This window comes from Streptomyces sp. NBC_01351, assembly GCF_036237315.1.
Lineage (GTDB): Bacteria > Actinomycetota > Actinomycetes > Streptomycetales > Streptomycetaceae > Streptomyces.
In genome coordinates this window covers 7,862,772-7,887,763 of record NZ_CP108356.1, presented here as the reverse complement: position 1 = coordinate 7,887,763, position 24,992 = coordinate 7,862,772, and the positions used below count along the sequence as shown (strand labels likewise).

Below are 24,992 nucleotides of genomic sequence, written 5' to 3'. Positions count from 1 at the left end.
GCCCGATCACTCGTCCTCCTGCTGCAGTTCCCGTGCGACGCTGCTGCCCGCGGCGGCCAGGACGTCGACGATGACCTCGTAGTGGGTGCGTGCCCCGGCGTCGAAATGGGGGGATGCACGCAGCGCCGACAGCCACTCGTTGATCAAAAGGCTACCAAGGCCGACAGTCGTCGTCCCTGGAAGGACGAGGGCGCGGACCCAGGGCAGGCCGAGTGTGAGCTGCTGATCGACCGGTGAGGCCCGGAGGAACCCGATGAGGGTTTCAACTGCTCCCCGCACTCCGACGGCCCGCGCAATCCACTGCGGCACCAGATGCGCAAGGCTGGACGCGGTGGGCCAGCCGTCCTGGGCCCGCTCGATCGTCGCGGCCGTATCGCCGTCGGAAATGACGGGTGCGGGCGCGGGAATGAGCGCTGCCACAAGCCGGTCGGACCCGAACGTCGACCCGCCCTCGGCACGGGGGTGTTCCGAGAGCGCCGGCACGGATTCCAGCAGCGCGGGCCAGATGTTCCGCAACCTCGTCCTGCGGTCCTTGCAGTACGTGGCCGCGGTACAGGCGGCACGCAGCAGATCGGCGGCGGCCTCCGACCGACCACCGAGGGCGGTCACCATGTCCTGGAGCACGCCCGGCGTGGTCTCCGTGGCGGCCAGGAGCGCGTCGGCGACCAGGGCGTGCTCCTCCGGACGGACGGCGACGCGCCTCTGTGCCCAGTGGGTCGCAGTGCGCGCGTATGCGTCGAGGAGGGCGTCACGGAGTGCTGCCGCTCCCTCGGCTACGCAGGAGGAGCTGGAGACGGCATCGAGTGCGGCAACCAGGGCCGCGGCGATCCGGGGCAGCATCAGGTCCGCTGCATCGGCCGTCCTGAGCTCTGCCGCGAGATCGCCATCCGGCGGGGTGAACAACCGGCGTCCCGCTCCCTCCCCGGCAGTCACCGCGACGTCGCGCGCCCCGCTCTCCACGGCCTGCCAGGCGCGCTGGTGCGGACACGGTCGCCCTGCCGGTCCGCACGGCGCCGCCCAGACCCGGCGCAGGGCGAGCACCACGCACCGGCGGACCTCGTGGGACGTGCTGGTCATGGAAGCCGTGACAGCGGCTGCCGCGTCCTCGGCGGTGCCCGGGGCACCATGGGCCGGGTCCTCCCCGGGATCCCAGGCCGGCTGGAACAGGGAGGGCGACGCGAAAGCGGCCGAGCGGTCCGCGCTCAGGCTGTAGAGCGTGCCCTCGTACGTGTGGATGTCCGCCGGAGCGTCAACAGCCGCCACCACCGTTCCGTACGCCCACCGCAGGTCGTCGCCCGTCAGTTCCGGCACGCTGACGCCGGCGCCGACCATACGGACGACGGCGGCGGCCACCGCCACGACGGTGTCGTACACCATGCGGTCCGAGGCCGTCGGCGGGTCGTCGAGAAGTCCGCGGGCCCTGGCCACGTCCGCAGCCAGCAGATCGCTGTCGAGGGACGGCGAGCCCAGTGCGAAGGGCGGTGTGAGCGTCAGCCTGTAGCGGTTGGCCAGTTCGTACACCACTCCGGTGCGTGAGAGTTCACGGCGTGTCCCCTCCAGTTCCTCCGCCAGATCAGCCGGTTCCACGTACTCCAAGGCGAGACCGTTCCCGGACGGCACCCGCACGTAGTTGCGCGTGTCGAGGATCGCCGCACGGAGCCGCGCGCGCCTCGCGGGACGGCCGTCGGCATCCGCAGGACAGGCCGTGAGAAGCCGCGCCCCGACCTGTCGTAGCCGGTCGGCGGCGGTCTCGTCGTTCCCGAACACGGCCCTTGCCGCGAGAGCTGCCGCTACCTCGCGGAACGGCTTCCTGCGCCACTCGCGGCCGGGGAGTCCTTCCTCGTCCCGGATGGCCAGTCCGGACATCTCGTGCACGGTTCGAGCGTCCTCGAAATCCCACAGTTCCGGAACGGCCAGGAACTCGTCGAGTTCGTCGGTGACATGGGAGAGGTGCCGGACCAGGAACCCGACGATCACACCCACCGCAGCAACACTCTTCGCGCCGTGGAGCAACGACAGTGCGGTCTCGCGCAACGAGAGTCCCTGGGCCAGCAGTTGGTCCGCCGCGCGCTCCCATGCCAGCAAGGCGCTGGTACAGGGCGCCGGTCCCACCGTCGAGCCCCGGTACCAGGCATACACGTGCGAATCACCCGCGTAGGCCCGTGGCCCGAGCCCCAGAAGGTCCAAGTCGACCCGCAGGACCTCCGCTGTCGTTGAACCCCGGCGACCGATCCTGCTCAGTTTCCCGCACCGGACAGACGTCGCGTGGTGCAGCAGCGCATTGATGACGAGGAGCCCCGCAGCCGGCCGCCCACACAGCAGACTCCAGAACGGCCCGTAGTACGGGGCAGCTCGCGGCACGCCGATCTGATAGCCGATCTCGTGATCACGGACGCCGTCTCCGGCCAGCAGCAGGTCCCCCCGGGTACGCTTCCCGGGCTGGTCGACGTAGTAGGCGAGGGCGAGTTCGGCCAGTAGATCCACGTCGTTCTCGCGCAGGCTCATGACGGCGTACGGGCTCTCCACCACCGGTCGCAGGGTCGCGGGATTCACTTGCGCGACCTGCCGCAGCCGGGCGCGTGCGTCCTCGTCCAGATCGGATCCCAGGGTGGCGAGCGCTTCGAGCACGATGTCGTCGCGCCGGACGTCCCGTGTCAGCAGCACGGCGCGGACCGCTTGCCGTACCTCCCGGGTCGTCGGGTCCTTCTCGGCCCCTTCGTCCCACTGGGCGCCGCGCAGCCATTCCCGGACGACCCGGTCCGCACTGTGCACCACGTCCCGCGGGACGTCGAGTGTGTGCCAGGTCTGTTCGGCGAGCCAACCGACCAGCCCCTCGACCGGGAGGACCTCGGCTCTGCCTGCCGAGACGAAGCGCTGCTCGGCCACACGCAGCAGCTGTGCCAAGTGGGCGCCGTCGTCACGCAGCAGGAGCGGCGTCGCCGCACGGATCAGCCGCCGGGCCGAACCGGTCGACAGCACCGCCTCCCACGGGACGTCCGTCCAGCGTGCACCGAACGCCGATGCCAACTCGTCGAACACCGCCGGCAGTTCGGACAGCGTCAGGCCAACCGCGTTTCCTTCCAGCGCTTCGATCAGCCTCGCCTGGCAGGCCACCACAGCCGCGCGCGTCGTCCACCGGGGCGCTCCCGCATCTTTGAGCGCGCTCAGTCCGTCGGTCAGCAGGAGGCGGGCAACGGCAAAGTCGCGGACCACGTCACCCACGAAGGACTCACGGCTCCGAAACGACGAACCCGGGCCGAACGAGCGCACCAGGCCGTCGGATCGCAGCGACGGCAGTACGACGGGGTCGGGACCGCCCCATCGGTGCGGAAGTCCGAGTTCGAGGCGCGCCACTTCCAGCAGAGCGCGCTCCCGCGCATCCGGGGACTGACCGTCGCCCACGCCGCGGCCCTGCGAGCGGACCCAGCGCCTCCAGCACACGTCGAACACATCCGCCTCGGACAGCCCGCCGTCACGCAACGGCACGACCGCCTCCGCTCCCAGCAGCAGGTCGACCAGCCCTACCCGCCGCAGCAACCAGCGAGAACGCCTCCCCCGCAGCTGCCCCAGTGCGGGAAACCGGCGCACCAGTTCACCGGCGGCGCCGTCGGGCAACGGTTCCACCCTGACCTTGGTCAGGTCGATGCCCGGCAGCATGCCGAACGCCTCCTCGACTGCCGCCAACGCGTCGTCGCGGACGACGGTGACCACACCCAGACCTGCGTGTCGGGCCGCATCGGCCAACGCCAGGAACCTGTCACGGGCGCCTTCTTGCACGACTTCCGCTCCGTCGAGCACGAGCAGGCGCTCTGCGGACGCCGGTACTCGGGCGAACAACTGTGCCAGCGGTACCCCGGCGGCCGACGCCGGCGCCGGCAGCGGCGGGCTGCAGTCACGGAGGTCCACCACCACGACTTCGGCACCGGCCTCCCGGAGCCGGTCCACGGCCTGCAGACACAGCACGGACTTGCCGACGCTGGGTTCCCCGTGCACCAGGAGCCCTCCGCCGCTCCCGGCGGCCCGCGCCATCGCCCCCGTCACCTCACGCAAAGCAGGCGTCCGGTCCACGGTCGCCCGCTCGACGATCGCTCCGTTACGACGGACGCGCAGTTCACATGGCGTGCGGAGTCTCAGCTGCCGCTCGAACTCGCCGAAGGTGTCCGACGGCGTTCCCGCGGTACTGCCGTAGGTGCGCTGGTCGTAATAGTTGTTCTGCCGATTGCCATGGCCGATCTGCACGGCCGTGGGGCCGGAATAGGTGGCTTCCCGCTCCGGGACGGCCCCGTCACCGGTCTCGGCTCCCTCTGCGTTCATGGAGGGCTGCCCCGGTCAACCGAAATTGTTGGTCTGGTGATTGTGGTCGCCCATCTGCACCGCCGTCTGCCCGGTGAAGGTCCATCCCGCAGGGATGGCTCCGCCTCGGGGAGCCGCGGTCCGCCCGTCCCGGGGCGGCAAGTGGGGACGGGAGCCGAGCGCGGGCTCGGTCTCATAGGGCTGCCCGGTGAGGTAGCGCAGCAACTCCTCCGCGCCGACGGAGTCGATCGGATCCACGGTGTAGTGGGTGACGGTGTGACCGCCGAGAAACGCCGGCAGGTCCTCGCGACTGCCTTCGGGGAGCACGACCCGCAGGATCCGCTCGTACCAGGCAGTGGGGTTGCGGTAGACGACGTCCTTGATCAGCCCGGCTTCCCAGGCCACGCCTTCTCCGACCCCAGGCTCCTCCCACCCCTCAGCCCTGCGCTTGTAGGCGGGTGAGGCAATGGTCAGCACGTAGTCGGCCGCCTCGATCTCGCGCTGCATCCACGCGGCCCAGTCCTGGGGCCGCTCCGCGGCCGACCGGTCGAGCCGCGCGTCGATGCCATGGCTTCGCAGCAGAACCCACAGCGCACGCACCCGCTCCGCGTGCACACCGCCGTCGGCCTCATGGGCGTAGGAGATGAAAACTCGCGGGACGCCGGCCGAGACGCTGCTGGTCCCCGACTCCGCTGACGTGTTCGCCATCTTGTGATCCTCGTCGGTTGCGTCAACTGGGCTGAACGGCAAGGGGCGCGGGCGGAGACGACTTGCGTGAGTGACCTCAAGCCCACGCAATATCACCATAGTGGAGAAGGCGGGTCGCCAGGGTTCGTCCATCGTCCCTCCGGACATCGGACATCGGACATCGGGCACCGCCCAGCACCATCAGGCCTGCGTCCGAGGCCGCCCGCTGTAGAAGTTCGGTGCGGCCTCGGTCGACGCAAAAGATCAAGCCCTGGAGCCTGGTGGATGCCGTCGAAGCACAGGGCTCGCCATCTACTCACTGCGGCGCACTGCGGCACGACAGGCAGCGGCCCTTGCAGAGGGGGCCACCGTCCGGCGGGCCTCGACTACCGGGCCTTGCGGGCGTGCAGGACGTACGCCTCCAGGGGGAGGGGGGTGTGGTCGAGCAGCTCCAGTCCGGCGTCGGCGAGCAGTCGGGCGTAGTGCTCGCCGCGGCGTTCACGACCGCCGACGTTGCACATCATGTGGAGGTCCCAGGCCGTGGCCAGTGAGGGGGAACCGTCGGCGGGGAGCAGCCGTTCGATGACGAGCAGGTCGGCGTGGGCGGGCATCGCGCGGGCGCAGTGGCGCAGGATTTCCCGGCATCGGTCGTCGTCCCAGTCGTGCAGGATGCGGGAGAGGACGTACACGTCGCCGCCGTGCGGTACGTCGGCGAAGTCGCCGCTGCGGTAGTCGCAGCGGGCGCCGCAGCCCGCGGCGTCGAGCGAGCGGCGGGCGGCCTCGACGGCGTGCGGGCGCTCCAGGAGCGTGCCCCGCAGCCCCGGGTGTGCGGTCAGAATGCGCCCGAGGAGTTCGCCGTTGCCGCCGGCGACGTCGACGACGGTCCGCGGGGTGGATGCGCGGGCCGCGGTGGTGATCACGGGGTGGGCGGGGAGCGGTTGGAACATGCGCGAACTGGCGGCCATGGAACGGTCGAAGAGGTCGGCGAGTTCGGGGTCGCGTGCGAAGTGGTCGAAGTGGTTCTCGCCGAAGAGGTGGTCGAAGGCCGGCTGTCCGGTCCGTACGGTGTGGTCCAGGGCGGCGAAGGACCGGTAGAAGGGGCCCGCGTACATCAGGGCCAGCGGGCGCATCGTGTCCGGGGAGTCCGCGCGGAGCAGGGCGCCGAGCTGGGTGAGGCGGAAGCTTTCCTCTTCCTCGGCGTCCTCGGCGTCCTCGGCCACGACGTCGAGCATCGTGAGGTAGCGCAGGAGCGTGGCGAGGTTCTCGGGGCGGGTGGCGGTACGTCGGGCGAGTTCCCGGGTGCTGGTGGCCGCGTACGGGTCCATGGCGTCGGGCAGGCCCAGGCGTGCGAACGCGGCGAGTGCCTGTGTGGTCCATGCTCCGGTGAGGAGGCGCAGGAGCGTCTCGGCCGGCCGGCCCGCGTCCGGGCGCTCCTGCGGGTCCGGGCAGAGGTGGTCGTCGAGGGCGTCCCGGTGGTCGCCGGGCGTGTAGAGCTCCAGGCGGCGGTAACCGCACGCCCCGGCCGCGGGGGTGGTGAAGTAGAGGACGGTGCCGTCCTCGTGCGGGTTGTACCCGCCGCCGTCGGGGCGGGCGCCGTGCCGGGCGAGCACCGCGCACAGGCCGCGCAGCACCAGTGGGTCCGGGTGCTCCAGTTCGAGGGCCAGGTGGGCCTCGTGGCCCCGGGCACGTTCGTGCGCGGCGATCGCTTCCAGGTCCGAGTGCTCGGGCACCGTGAGGGCGAACACCTCCACCGCGCGGCGCTCTCCGGCCGGACCCTGGACGCGGGGGCGCAGGATCCGGACGTCGAGCTCTGCCAGGTCACGGCGGTGGCGCCGGGCGAGCCGTTCCCGTACGACGACGCTGGGTTGGGACGGAGTGTCGACGGCGAGCCCGCAGTCGGCGAGTTGGCGGCGCAGGTCCTGCGGGTCGGTGGGGAAGAGCAGCAGGCCAGCGTGGGCGAAGCGGCAGTGCGGGGCCAGGGACTCCAGTTCCGGGCCGCGCAGACCGGGCAGCAGGAGGGGCAACAGGGTGGCGCTGTCGTGTTCCCGTACGAAGGCAACGGCCACGCGCAGGCGGGCCGTGTCGTCGGGAAGCATCGTTTCGCCTCGAAGCGGCGGTCCGGCGGGGCGCGTCGCTTCGTCGGGGAGGGTCGTCGTCATCGCGGAGGTTCCTCGGGCGTTGCTGGGGCGGGTGCTCTGGCGGGTGCTCTGGCGGGTGCTCTGGCGGAGCGGAGCATGGTGGACCGGTTGTGCGGTGGTCGGGCGAGGGGGACGGTGCGGGGAAGAGCGGTGGTCACATGCCGACGTAGTTCTCGGCGAACCAGTCCTGGTGTGCTCGGGAGGTACGCAAGGAGTCGAGGCGGGCACGCCGCAGGGAAGCCTGGAAGAACGACCCGTCTGACTGGTCCCGGGCCGGGATCTCGTGCAGGAGTCCGGTCATCCACTGGGTGAACTCCTGCGCGCGCCAGATGTGCGCCAGGGCCTGCGCCGAGTAGCGGTCGAGGGCCGTACCGCCCCCTCCCGCGAGGGTCTCGGCGAGGGCTCCGCCCAAGATCTCCGCCTCCAGTACGGCGAGGTTCGCGCCCTTCGCGGCGGCCGGCGCGGTCAGGCTCGCGGCGTCGCCGGCGAGCAGGAGCGAGCCGTGGCGCAGCGGTTCGACCACGTCGCACGCAAGGTCGACGACGCCGCGCTCGATGATCGGCCCCCTGCGCAGCGGACCGTGCTCCGCAGCGCGCATCCGCAGGTCGAGTTCGTCCCAGATCCGCTCCTCGGACCAGGCGTCGGCGGGAGCACCGCGCCGGTACTGGAGGTAGTACCGCGTGACCTGCGGGCTGCGGGCCATGTGGCCGGCGAAGCCCCGGTCGTGGACGGCGTAGCCGACGGCGTCGAGGCTGGGCGGAGCTTCGGCGAGCAGGCCGAGCCAGCTCACTCCGTGGTCGTGGTGGTGGCGGACCGCGTCGGGCGGTAGCGAGCGGCGGGACGCTCCGTGACGGCCGTCGCAGCCGGCGACGTACCGGGCGTCCCATCGGGTGGGGCGGCCGTCCGGCTCCTGGGTGGTGACGTACGGCCGGTCGCCGTCGGCGTCATGGACCGCCAGTGCCTCGGTCGCGAAGTGGATCCTGCCACCGGCGTCGAGGTAGTGCGTCAGGAGGTCCGTCACCAGGTTCTGCTGCGGGTAGACGGTGTGCCGCTCGCACCGGCCGAGTGAGCCGTAGTCGAGGCGGAAGCGGCCGTCCCCGGTACGGAACTCGCACGTACCGTGGGTGCGTCCGTGCCGGTGCAGCCCGTCGGCGAGGCCGTGGCGGTCCAGGATCCGTACGGTGTTCGGCGCGAGGAAGCCGGCCCGAGCCCGGGTCTGGACGTGTGAGCGGTCGGCGCGTTCGAGAACGACGCAGTCGATCCCGGCGGCGAGCAGGAGGTTGGCGAGCACCAGGCCGGCGGGGCCGGCGCCGAGCACGACCACATCGGCCGAGGCGCTTAAGCCTCGACAATTCTGACTTTCTGTCATAGCGCGGGAATCATAAGCACGGAAAAACCGGAGGAAGATCACCAGTAACCCGCGTGCAGCAATAGAGCGAAAATCATCGGATCGCCCCGTCGGTGACCGGCGGCGGTGCGGAGGAGGGCTTCGGAGGCCCTCGACAGGCACGCGCCGGAATCACGCACTTCGGTCCGCTTTGGAGAGGAAGTGCCTGCTGGCCGCTGCCGGGCAGCAGGCGGCTGGCGCGCCTCCGACCACTGCCGCGGCGCGTCTCGGTGCCCCTGCTCGACGTCCGCACGAAGCGACCTCCGCGATGCCTGCACAACGCTGAGACCGTGCGGGCCCCGATCGCGATCGGGGCCCGCACGGTCTTTACCGCTGCCTGCTGTTCACGCCCGGCGCAGTGCGGAGCGGCCCGCGTAGCGTGCCGAGTCGCCCAGCTCCTCTTCGATCCGGATCAGTTGGTTGTACTTCGCCGTGCGGTCGGAGCGGGAGAGCGACCCCGTCTTGATCTGACCGCAGCCGGTCGCGACCGCCAGATCCGCGATGGTGGTGTCCTCCGTCTCGCCCGAGCGGTGCGACATGACGGCCGTCCAGCCCGCCTGGTGAGCCATGGCCACCGCGGCCAGCGCCTCGGTCAGGGTCCCGATCTGATTGACCTTGACCAGGACCGAGTTGCCGACGCCGGTGCGGATGCCCTCGCGCAGCAGCGTCTCGTTGGCGCAGAACACGTCGTCGCCGGTGAGCTGGCAACGGTCGCCGACGCGGGCGGTCAGCTCGCGCCAGCCGTCCAGGTCGTTCTCCGCCATCGGGTCCTCTATGGAGACGACCGGGTAGGCGTCGATGAGCTTGGCCAGGTAGTCGGCGTTCTCGGAGGGGGTGCGGCGTACGCCCTCGCCGGCGTAGTCGTAGACCCCGTCGCGGAAGAACTCTGACGACGCCGGGTCCATGATCAGGCAGATGTCCGTGCCGGGGCGGTAGCCGGTGCGCTCGATGGCGGCCATGACGAAGTCGAGCGCCTCCTCGGCGGTACGCAGCGCGGGTGCGAAGCCACCCTCGTCGCCGACGCCCGTGGAGTGGCCGGCGGCCAGTAGATCGCGGCGCAGGGTGTGGAAGACCTCGCTGCCCATGCGGACGGCTTCGGCGAAGGTGTCCGCGCCGACTGGCGCGATCATGAACTCCTGGAAGTCCAGCGGATTGTCGGCGTGGGCGCCGCCGTTGACGATGTTCATCATCGGCAGCGGCAGGAGGTGGGCGTCGGCGCCGCCGAGGTAGCGGTAGAGGGGCTGGCGGTGGGCCACCGCGGCGGCTTTGGCGGCGGCGAGGGAGACTCCGAGGATCGCGTTGGCGCCGAGCCGAGACTTCGTGGCGGTGCCGTCGAGGGCGACCAGCGCGGCGTCGAGACCCGCCTGGTCCGCCGCGTCCCGGCCGCGCACGGACGCCGCGATCTCCCCGTTGACGTGGGCCACCGCGCGGTCGACGCCCTTGCCGTGCCAGCGCGCGGGGTCTCCGTCGCGCAGTTCCGCGGCCTCCCGGGCACCGGTGGAGGCGCCGGAGGGGACAGCCGCGCGCCCCAGGGACCCGTCCGCCAGAACGACGTCGACCTCGACCGTGGGGTTGCCCCGGCTGTCGATGATCCGGCGGGCGGTGACGGTCTCGACGGCGGTGTTGACGGTTCCGACTGCCTTTGTGGACATGGTGGTTCCTCCCCGTGGTCATGTGCCGCGGCCCCGGCTGCGACAGCGCTGGCGCTGAGCCCGACAAGCCCAAACCCTACAGCAATGCTGTTCAGTTTTGCTGTACAGCATTGCTGTGCAGGTCAGGCGCACAGCAATGCTGACCAGCGGGGTAAGGTGCCCTATGCCCACCTCGGAAGCCGCCGCCATCGCCGCCGACCTGCGCACCTCGATGGGCAAGCTCCTCCGACGGGTGAAGCACGAGGACCGCATCCCGCTGGGCCAGGCCGCCGTACTGGGTGCGCTCGACCGCAACGGCGCCATGACGACCAGCGACCTCGCCGCCGATCAGCGGGTACGCCCCCAGTCGATGGCCCGGGCGGTGGGGCTCCTCATGGAGCAGAACCTGATCACACGCCGGGCGCACCCCACGGACGGCCGCAAGTCGCTGGTCGAGCTGTCGGACGCGGGCCGGGCCGCACTCGAAGCGGAACGCGGCCGCAGGGCCGGCTGGCTCGCGCAGGCCATCGAGGCCGAACTCACAGATGAAGAGCGGGCGTTGCTCGCCCGGAGCGCGGCCCTGCTGGAGCGGCTCGCCACCCGCTAGTGTGATGCGCCAGAAATCCTGATGGTTATTCACTATCCTGTTGCCATGTCGCATTCGGGTCCTTCTGCTGTGGAGATCACGCTGTCCGGGGCCGAGCGCGCCGAGTTGGTGCGCCGGACGGGTATGCCGCACCGGCGCTCGGCCGAGAAGGCCCGCATCATCCTGGCGTGCGCTGATGGCATGTCAAACGCGGGTGCCGCACGGATCGTCGGCGTCCAGGCCAAGACGGTTGGCAAGTGGCGTCGGGCTTTCGCCGCAGAGCGGCTCGCCGGGCTTGAGGACGCCGGCTGGATCGGGCGGCCGAAGGCCGACCTGGTCCTGGACGAGGCTGAGCGGAGGCAGCTGACGCAGTGGGCGCGGAGGGCGAAGACTGCCCAGTTCCTCGCGTTGCGGGCCAAGATCGTGCTGCGCTGCGCGGAGGGTGGGACGAATCAGCAGGCCGCGGCCGACCTCGGCATCGACCAGTCGACCGTGGACCGGTGGCGGGCCCGGTTCATTGCCAAACGCCTCGACGGCTTGCATGACGAGCCCCGCTCGGGCCGGCCGCCCTCGATCCTCCTCGACCAGGTCGAGGAGGTCATCGTGGCAACCCTGGAGTCGTCCGCGGGCAGGGACACGCACTGGTCACGAGCCTCGATGGCCCAGCGCACCGGCCTGTCGAAGTCGACCATCGGCCGGATCTGGAAGAAGTTCGACCTCAAGCCCCACCTGCAGGATTCCTTCAAACTGTCCACCGATCCGCAGTTCGTCGCCAAGGTCGTCGACGTCGTCGGCCTGTACCACCACCCGCCCGAGAAGGCGGTAGTGCTCTGCGTGGACGAGAAGTCCCAGATCCAGGCTCTGGACCGCTCCCAGCCGGTCTTGCCGATGATGCCGGGCATGCCCGAACGCCGGACCCACGACTACTACCGGCACGGCATCACCAGCCTGTTCGCCGCCTTCAACATCGCTGACGGCACTGTCATATCGGCGCTGCACCGCCGCCACCGGGCGATCGAGTTCAAGAAGTTCCTGATCCGGATCGACAAGGCGGTGCCCGCCGAGCTCGAGGTGCACCTGGTGTGTGACAACTACTCCACCCACAACACCGCCGAGATCAAGACCTGGCTCGGCAAGCACCCGCGTTTCCACGTCCACTTCACGCCGACCGGTTCCTCCTGGATGAACCAGGTCGAACGGTGGTTTGGCCTGCTGACCGACAAACTCATCCGCCGCGGCGTCCACCGGTCCGTGAAGGCCCTGGAGGACGACATCGCCGCGTGGATCGACACCTGGAACGAGAATCCACGGCCCTTCACCTGGACCAAGACCGCCGACGAGATCCTCAACTCCCTCGCCGACTACCTCAGCAAGGTCGGAACCGCCAACCAGCAAACAGAGCAGAACTAACCATCAGGATTTCTGGCGCATCACACTAGCGCCACGACGGGCAACGGCCGCCCCGTCGCGGCGCCCGCCCGACACGCATCCCGCATCCGCATCCGCAAGGGCACGTGAGCCGACCTCAGCCACCCGTTCAAGGCTCGCGCACCATCGGCAGCCGTTCCGGATGGGGTGGCCGGGTTACGGTCCGTTGCCGAGGAGTTCGGCGAGGCCTTGCCGGGTGGCGGCGACGATCACTCTGTCGTCTGGGCCGAGGACGTGTCCGGGGTGGAGGTCGAAGAGGAGTCCGCTGACGTGTGCTTGGCCGTCGAGGCGGGTGGCCCTCAGGTCGGGGCGTCGGTCGGCGGGGTCTGCGGTGTCGAGGGCGAGCACACGCCAGTGGCCGGGCCTGGTGGTGTCGGCGACGGTCCTGCCCTCCAGGTGGTGAAGGCCGACCACGTCCACCGCGGCGAAGAGCAGCACCCTGCGTTCGACGGAGAGCGCGCCGAGGATCTGGCGGCCCATCATGGCGCTGGCGAACGCGGGGGCGGCCAGGGAGGTCACGCTGCGACTGCGGGTCACCGCCTGGGGGTGGGCGGTGCGCAGGGTTCGGTGGACGGCGGTCGCGAACTCGTCGTCGTACAAGCGCAGTGCGACGCGGAGGTCCGGTGTGCTGGTGCGGGCGCAGAGGATGGCTTCGAGGTTGGTGGTGTCGGAGCTGGTGAGGGCGAGGAGGGCGCGGGCGCGGTGGATGTGGGCGGCTTCGAGGACTCCGTCCTGGGTGACGTCGCCGAGGACGGCGGGTACCCGCAGGCGGCGGGCGAGTGCGATGCCCCTCGCTTCGGGGTCTTCCTCGACGCAGACGACGGGGATGCCGAGTTCGCGCAGGCGGGCCAGGACACGGGTGCCGACCTTGCCGAGGCCGAGCAGCACGATGTGGTCGGCGGTGCCGCGCGGTGGCCGGCGCAGGCTGGTGGCCGAGCGGAAGGATCCCAGGGCTTCGAGGACGGCGGCGACCAGCACCGGCAGGAGGAGCAGGCCGACGAGACCGGTGAAGAGCTGGAGGAGCTGGCGTTCGGTGGGGTCGCCGACGGCGGGGTCGTTGATGGAGAAGAGGTCCAGGAGGGTGATGTAGGCGGCGTGCGCGAGGGCGTCTCCGGTGGTGATCCAGGAAGTGATGGCGATGGCGAACACGGCGGCCGTGAACGAGGCCAGGGCCCAGCGGACCCGGCGGGAGAACAGTTCCATCACCGGGAGCCCGGCCGGGCCGATCCTCTCGCGCCGAGTGGAGTGGGCGGTGTTCGGGACGGCCTCGAGGACGATGGCGCCGCGCTGCGCGGAGTGCGCGATCTCCATGGCGGCCGGGAGCAGTTGGGGGCCCGCGGGCCCGCTGCGGTCCGAACCGTCGGCTCCGGCCGGGTCGTCCGTGGTCGAGGACAACAGGGCCAGCGTGCACAGTCCGGGCGTCGTGGCCTCCCGGCGTTGCCGCGGGGTCCGTTCGCTCGCCCGGAAGATCAGTCCGTCGGCCTGGAGGACCTTGCTGGTTCCGGCGACGACGGCGGCCACCAGGGCCGGGGCGGCGGTGTCGGCGTCGGAGAGCACGGTGGTCGCCGAGTCGGCGCCTTCCGGGACGCCCGCGACGACCGCGGCCTGGTCGAGGAGTTCGGCGAGGTAGCGGCCGAGCTTGCGGTTGTAGAGGCGGATGACCAGCCGGATGCGCGGGTTGAGGCGGCGGGCCGTGAGCGCGCCGCGGATGTTGGTCTCGTCGTCCTCGTAGACCAGGGCGAGCGCGGCCGCCTGCGGTACGTCGGCCTCGCGCAGCGCGGCGGCGTCCGGCGCCGGTGCCTCCACCACCCTGGTGGACGGCGAGGGTTCGGGGCCGATGCCTTCCGCATCGGGCAGCACGAGCGTGACGGCCTGGCGGTAGATTTCACGGAGCTCGCCCGCCAGCCGGACCGCGAGCGCGTCGTCACCGCACACGACCATCAGGCCCGCACCCGGGGACTCCCGGGGTATGGATCCCATCTGCCCTACCGTCCCCGGACAGGGCGGCGCCGACAGGACGGCCGCTGGGCCTGCGCGGCCGGGAGCGGCGGTAATCCGTTCCGTATGCGATGGCTTGGGCGCCGTCGGCTCCCGTGGGCGCCCACCGCTACGTGATCACAAGACATTTCTTCTCCCCCATGAGATCCCCTTTACGGCAGGTCCGTGCGGCCCAACCAGGAGGGCCGGAGCGGTACGCCGTCCTCGTCGCGTCCTTGGACCGCCGGCGGTGGCGCCGGCGCTGGTGGCAGCGGCGCCGGACGCGGCGCGGGCGCGGTGTCCCGGGCAGGTGGCGGCTCGGCGGTGTCCTGCCGGGACGGCTCCGGGCGGTCGGTGTCCTCCAGCAGCTCGGCGACGCTGAAGCGGGTGGCGTAGGACTGCCAGGCGCCGTCTATCACCAGCAGGAACCCGTCACCGCTCCGCAGGAGACGGCGGCGCTTGGGACTTCTGGGGTGCTCGGGGCTATAGGCGCGGGCCCGTATTTCCAGCTCCGCGAGTGCCGCCTCCCGCGTTCCCTCCACCTGTGCGAGGACGTAGGCCTCCGTGTGCTTGCGCTCCCCCAGGCCCACCGTGGCCTCGACGATCAACCCCCATGTCGCCATGCCCACCTCATTGGTTGCGATGCGATACACGGCCGGCACCGTCACCCGAGACCAGCCTGCATCCCGTTGATGATCTTGTCCATACATGCTGACACCCATGTGCCGCCCGGGTGAGCGGGTTCCTCTACGGGGGGCGGGTCAGGGTTCGATGAGGCCGGCGCGGATGGCGTAGCGGGTGAGTTCGAGGCGGTCGCGCAGGCCGAGTTTCTGGAGAAGGTTGGCGCGGTGTCATTCGACGGTCTTGGGGCTGATGACGAGGAGGTCGCCGATCTCCTTGGAGCTGTGGCCCTCCGCGACGAGCTTGAGGATCTCCTCCTCGCGCTCGGTGACGGGCCGCTCCGGCAGCGGGCCGCCGCTGCGCGCTCGGTCGAGGTAGCTGCGGATGAGGGCCGTCTCGGCTCCCGGGTAGATGAAGGGTTCGTCGCGCAGGGCGGCGCGGCAGGCTTCGACGAGGTCGCGGTCGGCGACGGACTTGAGGACGCACCCGGAGGCGCCGGCGCGCAGGGCTTCGAAGAAGTACTGCTCGTTGTCGTACATGGTCAGGATCCGCAGGCCGGGCCGGATGCGGGCGAGTTCACGGGCGGCTTGCAATCCGGTCTGCCGGGGCATGGCGATGTCGAGGACGGCGAGGTCGAGGTCGAGGCTGCGGGCCTGGGCGACGGCTTCGGCGCCGTCGGCGGCCTCGGCGACCACGGCGAGGTCCGGTTCGGCGTCGAGGATGAGCCGTACGCCGCGGCGGACGAGCGTGTGGTCGTCGGCGAGCAGGATGCGGGCGGGCCCGGCCGCTGGCTGGCTCATGGCGTTGCCCCCCTGTTCCCGCCACGGGGTGCGGAAGGGCAGCAGGCAGGCGGCGACCGAGACGGGGCGGGCGATCAGCAGCAGGACGAGTCCGACCGCGAGGCCGGGCAGGATTGCGGAGGGCAGTTCGCTGGGGTCGACGAGCAGGCCGAGCATGACGAACAGGCCGATCTGGGCGAGCCATCCGGTGCCCTCGGCGAAGGAGCGGGTCGCCGCGCGGTGGGGCAGGCGCGAGTGCCCAGGACCAGTCCGGCGAGATAGGCGGCGATGATGCCGCTGGCGTTGACGAAGCCGCCGGCGGCGAAGGCGATGATGCTGAACCCGACGGTGGCCAGCGGGTACATCCCGGTGGCCGGCAGCGCGATGTGGCGCAGCGCGGCCACCCCGATCCAGCCGGCAGCCAGCCCCAGCAGGCTGCCGACGGCCAGCTGCCTCTCGGTGGCGATCAGCACGTAGACGGTCGCGAACACCGCCACGGCCAGCCATGCGGTGACGCTCATGACGGGCCCACCCGGCAGATCCGGGAGTGAGGCGGCGACGGGGGCGGGGTCGTCATCGGCGCGGCTCCGTTCACAGGTGCTGCCGCGAGCACCCGTGCCCCGTAGGGGCCGCCCCGAACCGAAGGTGCTCCGGACCCCCACCATCACCTGACGCCCCCGCCCGGCGCATCGGGGCCGGCACCCATCTTCACGGCCCCGGCGGGAGGACGGCGGGAGCGGTCGTCGCCTTCGGCGACTCTCTCAACGCAGGCGTTGGCGGCGAAGACGGTCCGGAACTTGTCGGCCTCCACGTCGACGGCCCGACCGCCCTGTGCTCCTCCGGCAACTGTCCCAGAGCGGCCGTGTCACCGAGGAGGGGCCTGAAGACTCCGGTGTCAGCGAGCGGAGGGCACGGGCGAGATCTGCTGCATGAGGCTGATCATGTCGGGAGCGACCCACTCCTCGGCGATGTGATCGCCCTCGATGCGGTAGATCTCGATGCTCCGGAAGCTGACCGGCCGGTCCGTAGGCGCGATCCCTTGGAAGGTGCCCCGGTGCGTTCCGCGGAAGTGGACCCGCACCGCCACCTTGTCGTCGACACCGAACATGTCCTCGACGTTGATCCGCAGGTCCGGGAATCCGTCCAGCATGGCCTGAGCCCCCAGCCGCCAGACCTCCCGACCGCGGAGCGGTTCGGGCACCCCGGGGAGGTTCGCGATGAAGTCCTCCGTCAACATCTCGACGCACGCGTCGAGATCACCCCGCTCCAGCGTCTCGTAGGCGGTGCTGAGCAGGGCCAGGTTCTTCTCGGTGATGCTGTCCATTGCGGTGTCCTTTCAAGGGGATCGCCCCGATGAGCGCAGGGCACGCTCCGATCCGCATGGCCCTCAGTACAAACCCTGCCGCCGCGTCAAGGTCAAGGATGCCCGGGGCCGGTTCGAGCAGAACGTGGGCTCCTGTGCGCGCCTGCGTCTGCGGGTACGGGCACGCCCGGAGCCCCCGCCGGCCCGCCCGGCCCCGTGGACCGTGGACCGTGGACCGTGCGAGGCTGGTGTCATGAGGCCGTCATGAGCACGGGAGCCGCCAGCCGTCTGGTGCTGCTGCGCCACGCCAAATCCGCCTGGCCGGACGTCGCGGACCACAAACGGCCACTGGGTCCGCGCGGTCTGCGGGACGCGCCCGCGGCGGGCCGCTGGCTGCGCGATGCCGGCCGCGTGCCCACGCTGGTGATCTGTTCCACCGCCCGGCGGACCCGCGAGACCTGGGCGCTGGCGGCCGGACAGCTCGGCGCCGAGGTCCCGGTGCGCTTCGACGAGCGGGTGTACGCCGCCGAACCGGAGGATCTGCTGGAAGTGGTGTCCGAGGTACCGGCGGAGGTACGGACACTGCTGCTCGTCGGCCACAACCCGGGCCTGGCGGATCTGGCCGTCGAACTCGCCCGGGAGGCCGAGGACCCGGCGGAGGCCGCGGCGATCGAGCGCTTGTCCGAGAAGTTCCCGACGTCCGCCATCGCGGTGCTCGTCTGCCCCGGTCCCTGGCACGAGCTCACACCGGGATCGGCCCGGCTGACCGACTTCGCCGTCCCCCGGGGCGCCGCCCTCTGACGCAGAAGTAGCCGCGAGACCCCGGGAGTTGCCGCACTCGACCGTGGGTCAGGCGCGCGCGCCGTCGAGGATCAGGTCGATCAGGCGCGGGACCAGGGTGTCCTCCAGCGGTTCGCCGGTGAGCAGTACCCGTGCGAGGAGGGGGCCCGTGATGGCCTCGACCAGGAGGTGGGGGTCGGTTCCGGCGGGCAGTTCTCCTCGGGCGACACCGCGCCGGACGAGGACTTCGGCACGCTCCAGGCGGGCGCTCCAGTAGGAGCGCCGCCCCTCCTCCAGGTCGCTCTCACCGCGCACCGTGCCGAGGTGCAGCAGCGCGGCGCCGGCCGGCGTCGAGAGGTATTGAGCCAGCGCCGCGAACAGCCGGGACAGGTCCTCGCGCACGTCGCCTGTGTCCGGAGCCGGGAGTGCCGCGTCGGAATGGCCGGCCAGCGCGTCGAAGATCAGATTCTCGCGGGTCTTCCAGCGCCGGTACACGGAGGTCTCGTGGACGCCGGCCGCACGCGCGACGGCGGCAACGGTGGTCGCGGCCAGCCCTTCCGAGGTGAGCAGGTCGACCGTGGCCGCCAGAACCGCCTGCCGCATCCGCTCACCGCGGCGCCTGAGCGGCGGCGCTTCTCTCTCGCCCGTCATGGCGGCAGCCTAACGCAGGGATCCTTGCGATATGAACCCGGCGAGCGTACGTTGTAAAGCAAGAGGACTTGCGATAGCCCGCAGGTCGCCGATCTGAACGGACGAACCGCCATGGCCCTCATGCGCGCCGCACGGCTGCACATTCCCTCCCGCACGCTGGCCGTCCAGGACGTGCCCAAGCCGGTGCCCGGTCCGGGCCAGGTACTGGTGAAGGTCGCGGCGGCGGGCGTGTGCCTGTCCGACGTCCACCTGATCGACGGCACCCTCACGCCGGCCCACCTGCACGGCGACACCGTGACCCTCGGGCACGAGGTCGCCGGGACGATCGCCGCGCTGGGACCGGAGGTAACGGGCTGGACGGTCGGGCAGCGGGTCGTGCTGCAAGCGGGCGAGGTCCGGGGCGACCGTCTCCTCACCCGAGGCGTCGACTACGACGGCGGCTGGGCGGAGTACGCGACGGCCAGTGTCGACACCCTGTTCGCATTGCCCGACTCGATCCCCTTCGAGCAGGGAGCGATCATCCCGGACGCGGTCTCCACCCCCTGGGGAGCCGTCACCACCACCGCCGGGGTCCGCCCGGCTCAGGCCGTCGGCGTCTGGGGCGTCGGCGGGCTCGGCGCCCACGCCGTCCAGCTGCTGCGCACGGTCGGGGCCCATCCGATCATCGCCGTCGACCCGGCACCGGCCGCCCGCCGGCGGGCCCTGGACTTCGGGGCCGATCTGGCCCTGGACCCGGCCGACCCCCGGCTGCGCGTGCGGATCCTGGAGGCCACCGGCTACCGGGCACTGGAGGTCGCCTTCGACTTCGCCGGCGTCGCCGCCGTCCGCGAGCAGGCCCTGACCGTCCTCGCGCCCCAGGGACAACTGGTCCTGGTCGGACTGACCATCAAGCCGCTGACCGTCGCCAACGGCACGCTCTTCAGCTACCTCCAGCACCGGATCCTCGGCCACTACGGCTCCGAGGACCACGCCGTCCCTCAGCTGATCGCCCTGGCCGAAGGCGGCCGGCTGGACTTCTCCCGCTCCATCACCGACGTGCTGCCGCTCGCCGAAGCCGCCAAGGCCGTCCAGCGCCTGCGCACCAAGGAAGGTGACCCGATCCGGCTGATCCTGCGCCCCTGACCCCCGTCCCCCACCCGCGACGGCAGGGGCGGCCGCTGCTCGCCCGCCTGCCTCCGGAAGCAGCAGTCACGCCATAACCGCACGGCCGCCGACGCCGCCGTCACCGAGCTGTACGCCGAACTCAAGGAACGACTCGGCTGACCTCCACCGCACCGGTGCGGATCGCCCACCGGTGTGGTGCCCGGCGCGGGCCGTCCCTCACTCGAAGGCGGCGGCGGCCTCGCCCAGCGCACGGGCCACCACCTCGGGGGCGTACGGGGCCCCGGCACCGGGCGTGTACGTCACGGAACCCAGGCCGCCGGTGTAGCGGAAGCTCCGGTGGCGCTCGTACACCGGCCAGGAGACCGGCGACTTGCGGTCCACGCCCACGCTGATGCCCTGCAGCGGGGCCATCCCGATGAGCTGGTGCACGCCGTGGTCCAGCCGACCCGTCTGCGTGCCGTCGACCAGGAGTCGGAATTCCCAGCGCAGCCCCTCCACCGCGGTGGCCGACAGGGTGACGGTCCGCCGTCCCGCGGGCAGCGGCCCTGCGTCGGCCTCGTGCAGCCTCCCGTACTCGTTGTAGGCGAAGCGCAGCCGCCCGTCCTCCACGTACAGGCTGTAGCCGCCGCCCTGGTCGCCGTGCGACACCAGCACGCCCTGGTCACCGATGCCGTGTTCGTCGAGCTCGACCGTGACGTCGAAGGAGCGGAAGGAGATCAACCGGGAGGACCGGTAGCGCTCCAGCTCCGGTGTGCCCGGCAGGAGGGTCAGCGGGCGGTGGAAGCGCTCCTCGGCGGGATGCCGCCGGGCCAGCGCGCCGCTGCCGTCGCCCAGCGGGAACACGCCGTTGCGCCAGGCCGCCGCCTCCCAGGCCGCGGCCAGCTCCTTCACCACCTCCGGGTGGTCGGCGGCCACGTCGGTGGTCTCGGTCGGATCGGTGCGCAGGTCGTACAGCGCCCACTCCCCGTCGTCGTACGCGTCTCCCGGCCGGTGCAGGGTCACCAGCTTCCAGCCGTCGCGGTAGAAGCTGCGGTTGCCCGACATCTCGCAGTACTGCTCCCGGTGGGCGCTCTCCGTCCGCCCGTCCAGGAGCACCGGCGCGAAGCTGACGCCGTCGGGTTCCTGGGCGGGCCGCTCCCGCCATCGTTCGGGCCGCGGTACGCCCGCCAGGTCCAGCAGGGTCGGGGTGACGTCGGTGACGTACTGGTACTGGTCGCGCACCCCGGGGTCGTCCTCGGCCCGCGGGAGCCCCTCGGGCCAGGAGAGAACGAACGGGACGCGCACTCCGCCCGCGTAGGTCTGGCCCTTGTACAGCCGGAACGGGGTGTTGGAGGCCATGCCCCAGCCGCGCGGGTAGTGCACCAGGCTCTGCGGGCCGCCGATGAGCTCGGTGTCCCTGTCCACGTCGCGGTCCCAGTCCTCGGGGACGGGCTGGTGTACGAAGCGGCTGAAGTAGCTGCGGGTGCCCTCGGCGCCGCCCTCGCCCGTGCCGCCGTTGTCGGAGGTGAACAGCACGATGGTGTCGTCGAGTTCGCCGAGCGCGGCCAGTGTGTCGGTGAGCCGGCCGAGGTTGCGGTCGATGTTCTCGACCATCGCCGCGTACACCTCCATGTAGCGGGCGTAACGGGCCTGTCGGTCCGGTGTCAGCTCGTCCCACGGTCCGACGTCGAAGCCCGCCTCGGAGTTGCGTTCCGGGAGCGCGGTGCCCTCCGGGAACAGGCCGTCGGCGATCTGGCGGGCGAAACGGTCGGCGCGCAGCGCGTCCCAGCCGCCGTCGTAATGGCCGCGTTGCCGCTCGATGTCCTCGGGTTTGGCCTGCAGCGGCCCGTGCACGGCGTTGTGCGCGACGTACAGGAAGAACGGTTTGTCGGGGTCGTGTGCCCGCAGCGACTTCACCATAGAGATGGCCTCGTCGGTGATGTCGTCCGTGTAGTAGTAGCCGTCGGGCAGTTCGTCGATGTCCAGCGGGCTGTTGTCGCGGACCAGCTGGTGCGGGTGGAACAGGCTGGTCAGGCCCTCCAGCACGCCGTAGTACCGGTCGAAGCCCTTCTGCAGCGGCCAGTTGCGCCGGTCGTCGGCGGCATGGGACGCCGAGTCGCGGGTCAGGTGCCACTTGCCGACCGCGTAAGTGGCGTACCCCGCGTCGTGCAGTACTTCGGCGAGGGTGGGGACGTCCTCACCGATCTCCATGCCGTAACCGGGGAAGCCCGGGTCGAAGTTGGCGACGGTCGAGTATCCGACGCGGTGCGGGTTGAGCCCGGTGAGGAGGGCGGCCCGGGCCGGGGAGCACAGCGGCATGGTGTGGTAGTTGGCCAGCCGCAGGCCGCGCCCGGCCAGTTCGTCGAGCACGGGAGTGGCGATCTCCGAGCCGAACGGGCCGATGTCGCTGTAGCCCATGTCGTCGACGAGCACCACGACGATGTTCGGAGCGCGTCGGCCCGGGGCGCCGGGCGTGCGCCGCGGCGGCCAGGCCGGTTCGGACTCGGCGAAGGTACGGCCCACGCGGCCCGCGAAACCTTCGTACGGGTCGCGGCGGGCCGGACCGGTGATGCCCGGGGCCCCGGATATGGCGGTCATGCCCTGTCCTCCGCGCCACGGCGGTTGAACGGCAGCCGGCTGAGCAGTAGCGCCAGGCCGCAGGTGTTGGTGACCGCTGAGAAGACGAGACCGGCCCCGATCGCCCCGGCCAGCAGCTGGAAGGCCGGGTGCACGAACAGCCCGAGGAGCAGGCCGAGCAGCACGATGCCGCCGGCGGTGAACCGGACCTGCCGTTCCATCGCCCAGACGGCCCGCGCGGGCCCGGCGGGATGTTCGAGCCGGTGCCCGGCGGCCACCCAGGCGCGGGTGCCGCCGGTGAGGCTGGAGGCGGCAATGCCGTGGACGGCGAGCTCCGTGACGGCACGCTCAGAGCGCCCCCCGGAGGCGCACACCACGAGCAGGGGCCGCTGCTCGGCGACCTCCCGCAGCTCCGGCACGCTCCGCGCGAGCCGGACGAGGGGAACGTTGAGGGCGTCCGGCAGATGGCCGGTGGCGAACTCGCCGGGAGCGCGGACGTCGACCACGGTCAGCTCGGCGAGGCGCGGCTGCGCCTCGGTGACTCCGATGGCACGGGAAACTGTCATGGCGGAACGCGTCCTTGCAGAGAGCGGAGGGCGGAGGGTGGAGAGCGGAGGGGGAAGGGGAAGAGGTCGAAGGGGGCAGCGCCGGTTTCGGCCCGGTCGCCGGGCCGAGGCACGACTCACGAGCTCAGGGAGGCCTGCCGGGGATACTAGGCACTGCGGACGCACTCGTCACGGGACCTGGCGCACCTGCCACGAGCTCGCCATGTTGCGGCAACAACCCCCACCGCGATCACGGCCCTACGCGGTGCGCAGGGCTTCGGTGGGCTGCATCCGGGCCGCGCGCAGGGCCGGGAGCAGTCCGGCGACCGCACCGATCGCGACGGCCGCGCCGAGTCCGCCTCCCCAGGCCAGTACCGGAACGACGGTCGCCCAGCCCTTGACGTCGGCCTAGACGGCGGTGGCGATGGTGCCCAGCGCCACTCCGGCCAGGCCGCCGAGGGCGGCGAGCAGGATCGCCTCGGTCAGGAACTGCAGACGGATGTTCCCCTTGGTCGCACCGAGGGCTCGTCGCAGGCCGATCTCGGAGCGGCGTTCGAGCACGGAGATGACCATGGTGTTGGCCACGCCGATGCCGCCGACGAGCAGCGCGGTGTGGACGGGGAGGCCGCTCACTGGAAGGACGCACAGCGGGCCGTGGCACCGGCTCCCGCGCCCTGCGACGACGTGCAGGTCATCGTGTAGCTGGGCGCCGGGACTGTCGACATCCCGCATCAGTGACGGCCACCCGGCAGGAGGGCCGGCCAAGGCAAGCCCGAAGGCCGCCGCCGGATGGCGCTCCGTTCAGTGCGGTGGCGGTGCCGGGTTCAGGGCGTTGTTGACGGTGCAGCCGCCCTCTCCGGGCATCCGCTGGATCCGGGACGGAACCCACACCTCGGTGGCGCCGGGACCCACGCGGGCCAGAAGGCAGTCCTGCGCGTCGAAGCCGTTGCCCTTCACCAAGAGGAGAACGCCGACCCGGCCGCCCTCCGCCTTCACCTCGGTACGGATCGCCGGATCCAGGTCCAGGGCGGCGAGCGTACGACGCACCTCGGCCTCGTCCACCCGGCCGCCCTCCGCTACCCGGGGAAGCTTCGCCCGGAGGTCCTCGGACGGGAGCCGGGGCGGGGCGGGTGGCGGGGCGAAGGTCAGCGCAGGGCCGTCCGGGCAGTCCACGTCACGGGGATCCTCACGCCACTCCGACTTGGGCGACACCCGCACCGCGAAACAGCGCCGCACGACGATCTCCTCGGCGACGCGCCATCCGTTGTACGCCTGGGCCGAGCCGGACGTGCGGACGACCACACTTATGCCGTTCCCGTCGTGTGTCGAGGTACCCGTCACCCGCATGACCTCCACGCCGTCGATGCCGGAGGCGGAGCGCCCGACGTCCTCCGCCGTGCGCGGACGCTGGCCGTAGAGCCGCTCGCCCGCCTTCCTGGCCACCTCGCGTGCGGCGTCCGTCGCCTCCCCCTCGGAGGACTGCAACGCCCCGCAGCCGAGGGTGAACAGCAACAGCGGGGCGAGCAGCAGCAGTCGGCGCATGTGTCCACCCTTCCGGCGCCGCGCACGGAGGAAATTGTTCACGTACTCAGCGCGGCGAGATGATCCTACGCAGCCGGCGCGGCGACCGCGGCGGACCGGCGACTAGGCTGATCACCTGTTCGAACGGTGGGGGGAGCATGATCGACGTCCACGGGTATCTGGCCGTGCTGGGGGTGGCCCGGCCGGCGGCACCGACCGCCGAGGCGCTGTGGGCGCTGCATCGGGCGCAGGTGGAGCGGGTCGCCTACGAGACCCTCGACAACCAACTGGGACGGCGGACGGGCATCGGCGCCGCGGAATCCGTGGCCCGGATCCTGCGCGGGCGCGGCGGCTACTGCTTCCACCTCAACGGGGCCTTCGGCGCGCTGCTGACGGCCCTCGGCTACGACGTGACCCTGCACCGGGCCGGGGTGCAGGGCGAGGTCGAGGACCCCGAGGGCCCGGGCGGCGACCATCTCGCGCTCACCGTGGGGCTCGACGGCGAGCGGTGGCTGGTCGACACCGGGCTCGCCGGCGGCATGTACGAGCCACTGCCGCTGCGCGAAGGCACCTACACCCAGGGTCCGTTCACCTACGCCATGGCACCGTCGGTGGTGGTGCCCGGCGGCTGGCGGTTCGCCCATGACCCCCGCGGCGCCTTCACGGCGATGGTCTTCGCGCCGGAGCCCGTGGAGCTGTCCTCCTTCGCTGCGGAGCACCACCGGCTGTCGACTTCCCCCGAGTCCGGATTCGTCCGGGTCCTCCAAGCCCAGCTCCGCGACGCCAAGGGCGTGGACATGCTGCGTGGCTGTGTGCTGCGCCGGATCGACGCCGAAGGCACGCACGAGCGGACCATCGACTCGGCCGACGAGTGGTACGACGTACTGGCCGATGTGTTCCACCTGGACCTGACCGACATCGACGCCCCCGTACGGGCGGCGCTGTGGCACCGCGTCCACACCGCGCACCAGGAGTGGGAGGCCGCGGGGTAGCGATCTGGCTTGA

General features: G+C 71.5%; 17 protein-coding genes and 3 pseudogenes. 5 read left to right on the top strand and 15 right to left on the bottom strand.

Going from position 1 to position 24,992, the window contains the following annotated elements; translation table 11 throughout:
• Positions 1-6 precede the first annotated feature (6 nt).
• The 5 genes from OG625_RS36285 to eno form a co-directional block, all read right to left on the bottom strand.
• Positions 7-4,239: an ATP-binding protein gene (locus OG625_RS36285; protein WP_329389490.1), complete on the bottom strand. Its 4,233-nt coding sequence runs from the start codon at positions 4,237-4,239 to the stop codon at positions 7-9.
• Positions 4,240-4,329: 90 nt separating this feature from the next.
• Positions 4,330-5,001 (bottom strand): toll/interleukin-1 receptor domain-containing protein, encoded by a 672-nt coding sequence (locus tag OG625_RS36280; protein ID WP_329389488.1) that lies wholly within the window; start codon positions 4,999-5,001, stop codon positions 4,330-4,332.
• Positions 5,002-5,366: 365 nt separating this feature from the next.
• Complete coding sequence (locus OG625_RS36275; RefSeq protein ID WP_443067836.1) at positions 5,367-7,139, bottom strand: methyltransferase; 1,773 nt, start codon at positions 7,137-7,139, stop codon at positions 5,367-5,369.
• A 133-nt stretch (positions 7,140-7,272) separates the two neighbouring features.
• On the bottom strand, positions 7,273-8,487 hold the full coding sequence (locus OG625_RS36270) for a 4-hydroxybenzoate 3-monooxygenase (RefSeq protein WP_329389486.1): 1,215 nt from the start codon (positions 8,485-8,487) through the stop codon (positions 7,273-7,275).
• A 362-nt stretch (positions 8,488-8,849) separates the two neighbouring features.
• Entirely contained in the window at positions 8,850-10,157 is a 1,308-nt protein-coding gene (gene eno, locus OG625_RS36265) for a phosphopyruvate hydratase (RefSeq protein ID WP_329389484.1), read from the bottom strand.
• A 163-nt stretch (positions 10,158-10,320) separates the two neighbouring features.
• Here eno and OG625_RS36260 point away from each other — a divergent pair, with 163 nt between their 5' ends.
• Positions 10,321-10,743 carry a MarR family winged helix-turn-helix transcriptional regulator gene (locus OG625_RS36260; protein WP_329389482.1) on the top strand — a complete coding sequence of 141 codons (423 nt, stop codon included), beginning with the start codon at positions 10,321-10,323 and terminating at the stop codon, positions 10,741-10,743.
• Between the two features lie 45 nt (positions 10,744-10,788).
• Positions 10,789-12,132: an IS630 family transposase gene (locus OG625_RS36255; RefSeq protein ID WP_329389480.1), complete on the top strand. Its 1,344-nt coding sequence runs from the start codon at positions 10,789-10,791 to the stop codon at positions 12,130-12,132.
• Between the two features lie 174 nt (positions 12,133-12,306).
• Here OG625_RS36255 and OG625_RS36250 read toward each other — a convergent pair whose 3' ends face one another.
• From OG625_RS36250 to OG625_RS36230, 5 genes and pseudogenes are all read right to left on the bottom strand, one after another.
• A complete protein-coding gene (locus tag OG625_RS36250) occupies positions 12,307-14,130 on the bottom strand; it encodes an NAD-binding protein (protein ID WP_329389478.1) in 1,824 nt (607 codons plus the stop codon).
• 170 nt (positions 14,131-14,300) lie between these two features.
• Positions 14,301-14,750: a hypothetical protein gene (locus tag OG625_RS36245; protein ID WP_329389476.1), complete on the bottom strand. Its 450-nt coding sequence runs from the start codon at positions 14,748-14,750 to the stop codon at positions 14,301-14,303.
• A 138-nt stretch (positions 14,751-14,888) separates the two neighbouring features.
• Positions 14,889-15,548, bottom strand: a pseudogene (locus tag OG625_RS36240) (response regulator).
• Between the two features lie 12 nt (positions 15,549-15,560).
• Positions 15,561-15,979: pseudogene (locus tag OG625_RS36235) on the bottom strand (cation:proton antiporter domain-containing protein); the annotation flags it as partial.
• A 443-nt stretch (positions 15,980-16,422) separates the two neighbouring features.
• Positions 16,423-16,851, bottom strand: a complete 429-nt coding sequence (locus tag OG625_RS36230) for an ester cyclase (RefSeq protein ID WP_329389474.1) — start codon at positions 16,849-16,851, stop codon at positions 16,423-16,425.
• A 243-nt stretch (positions 16,852-17,094) separates the two neighbouring features.
• Between OG625_RS36230 and OG625_RS36225 the strand changes: the two genes are divergently transcribed.
• Positions 17,095-17,631 carry a SixA phosphatase family protein gene (locus OG625_RS36225; protein WP_329389472.1) on the top strand — a complete coding sequence of 179 codons (537 nt, stop codon included), beginning with the start codon at positions 17,095-17,097 and terminating at the stop codon, positions 17,629-17,631.
• Between the two features lie 48 nt (positions 17,632-17,679).
• Here OG625_RS36225 and OG625_RS36220 read toward each other — a convergent pair whose 3' ends face one another.
• Entirely contained in the window at positions 17,680-18,261 is a 582-nt protein-coding gene (locus tag OG625_RS36220) for a TetR-like C-terminal domain-containing protein (RefSeq protein WP_329389470.1), read from the bottom strand.
• Positions 18,262-18,372: 111 nt separating this feature from the next.
• Between OG625_RS36220 and OG625_RS36215 the strand changes: the two genes are divergently transcribed.
• Positions 18,373-19,383: a zinc-binding dehydrogenase gene (locus tag OG625_RS36215; RefSeq protein WP_329389468.1), complete on the top strand. Its 1,011-nt coding sequence runs from the start codon at positions 18,373-18,375 to the stop codon at positions 19,381-19,383.
• A gap of 198 nt (positions 19,384-19,581) precedes the next feature.
• Here OG625_RS36215 and OG625_RS36210 read toward each other — a convergent pair whose 3' ends face one another.
• The 4 genes and pseudogenes from OG625_RS36210 to OG625_RS36195 all read right to left on the bottom strand — a co-directional run bounded on the left by OG625_RS36210 (position 19,582) and on the right by OG625_RS36195 (position 24,008).
• Entirely contained in the window at positions 19,582-21,942 is a 2,361-nt protein-coding gene (locus OG625_RS36210; protein ID WP_329389466.1) for an arylsulfatase, read from the bottom strand.
• Positions 21,939-22,487: a rhodanese-like domain-containing protein gene (locus tag OG625_RS36205; RefSeq protein ID WP_329389464.1), complete on the bottom strand. Its 549-nt coding sequence runs from the start codon at positions 22,485-22,487 to the stop codon at positions 21,939-21,941. Before OG625_RS36205 ends, OG625_RS36210 begins: the two co-directional genes overlap by 4 nt.
• Before the next feature lie 237 nt (positions 22,488-22,724).
• A pseudogene (locus tag OG625_RS36200) lies at positions 22,725-23,075 on the bottom strand (ABC transporter permease); the annotation flags it as partial.
• 192 nt (positions 23,076-23,267) lie between these two features.
• Positions 23,268-24,008 carry a translation initiation factor IF-2 gene (locus OG625_RS36195; RefSeq protein ID WP_329389462.1) on the bottom strand — a complete coding sequence of 247 codons (741 nt, stop codon included), beginning with the start codon at positions 24,006-24,008 and terminating at the stop codon, positions 23,268-23,270.
• A 137-nt stretch (positions 24,009-24,145) separates the two neighbouring features.
• Here OG625_RS36195 and OG625_RS36190 point away from each other — a divergent pair, with 137 nt between their 5' ends.
• A complete protein-coding gene (locus OG625_RS36190) occupies positions 24,146-24,979 on the top strand; it encodes an arylamine N-acetyltransferase family protein (RefSeq protein WP_329389460.1) in 834 nt (277 codons plus the stop codon).
• Positions 24,980-24,992: the final 13 nt, after the last annotated feature.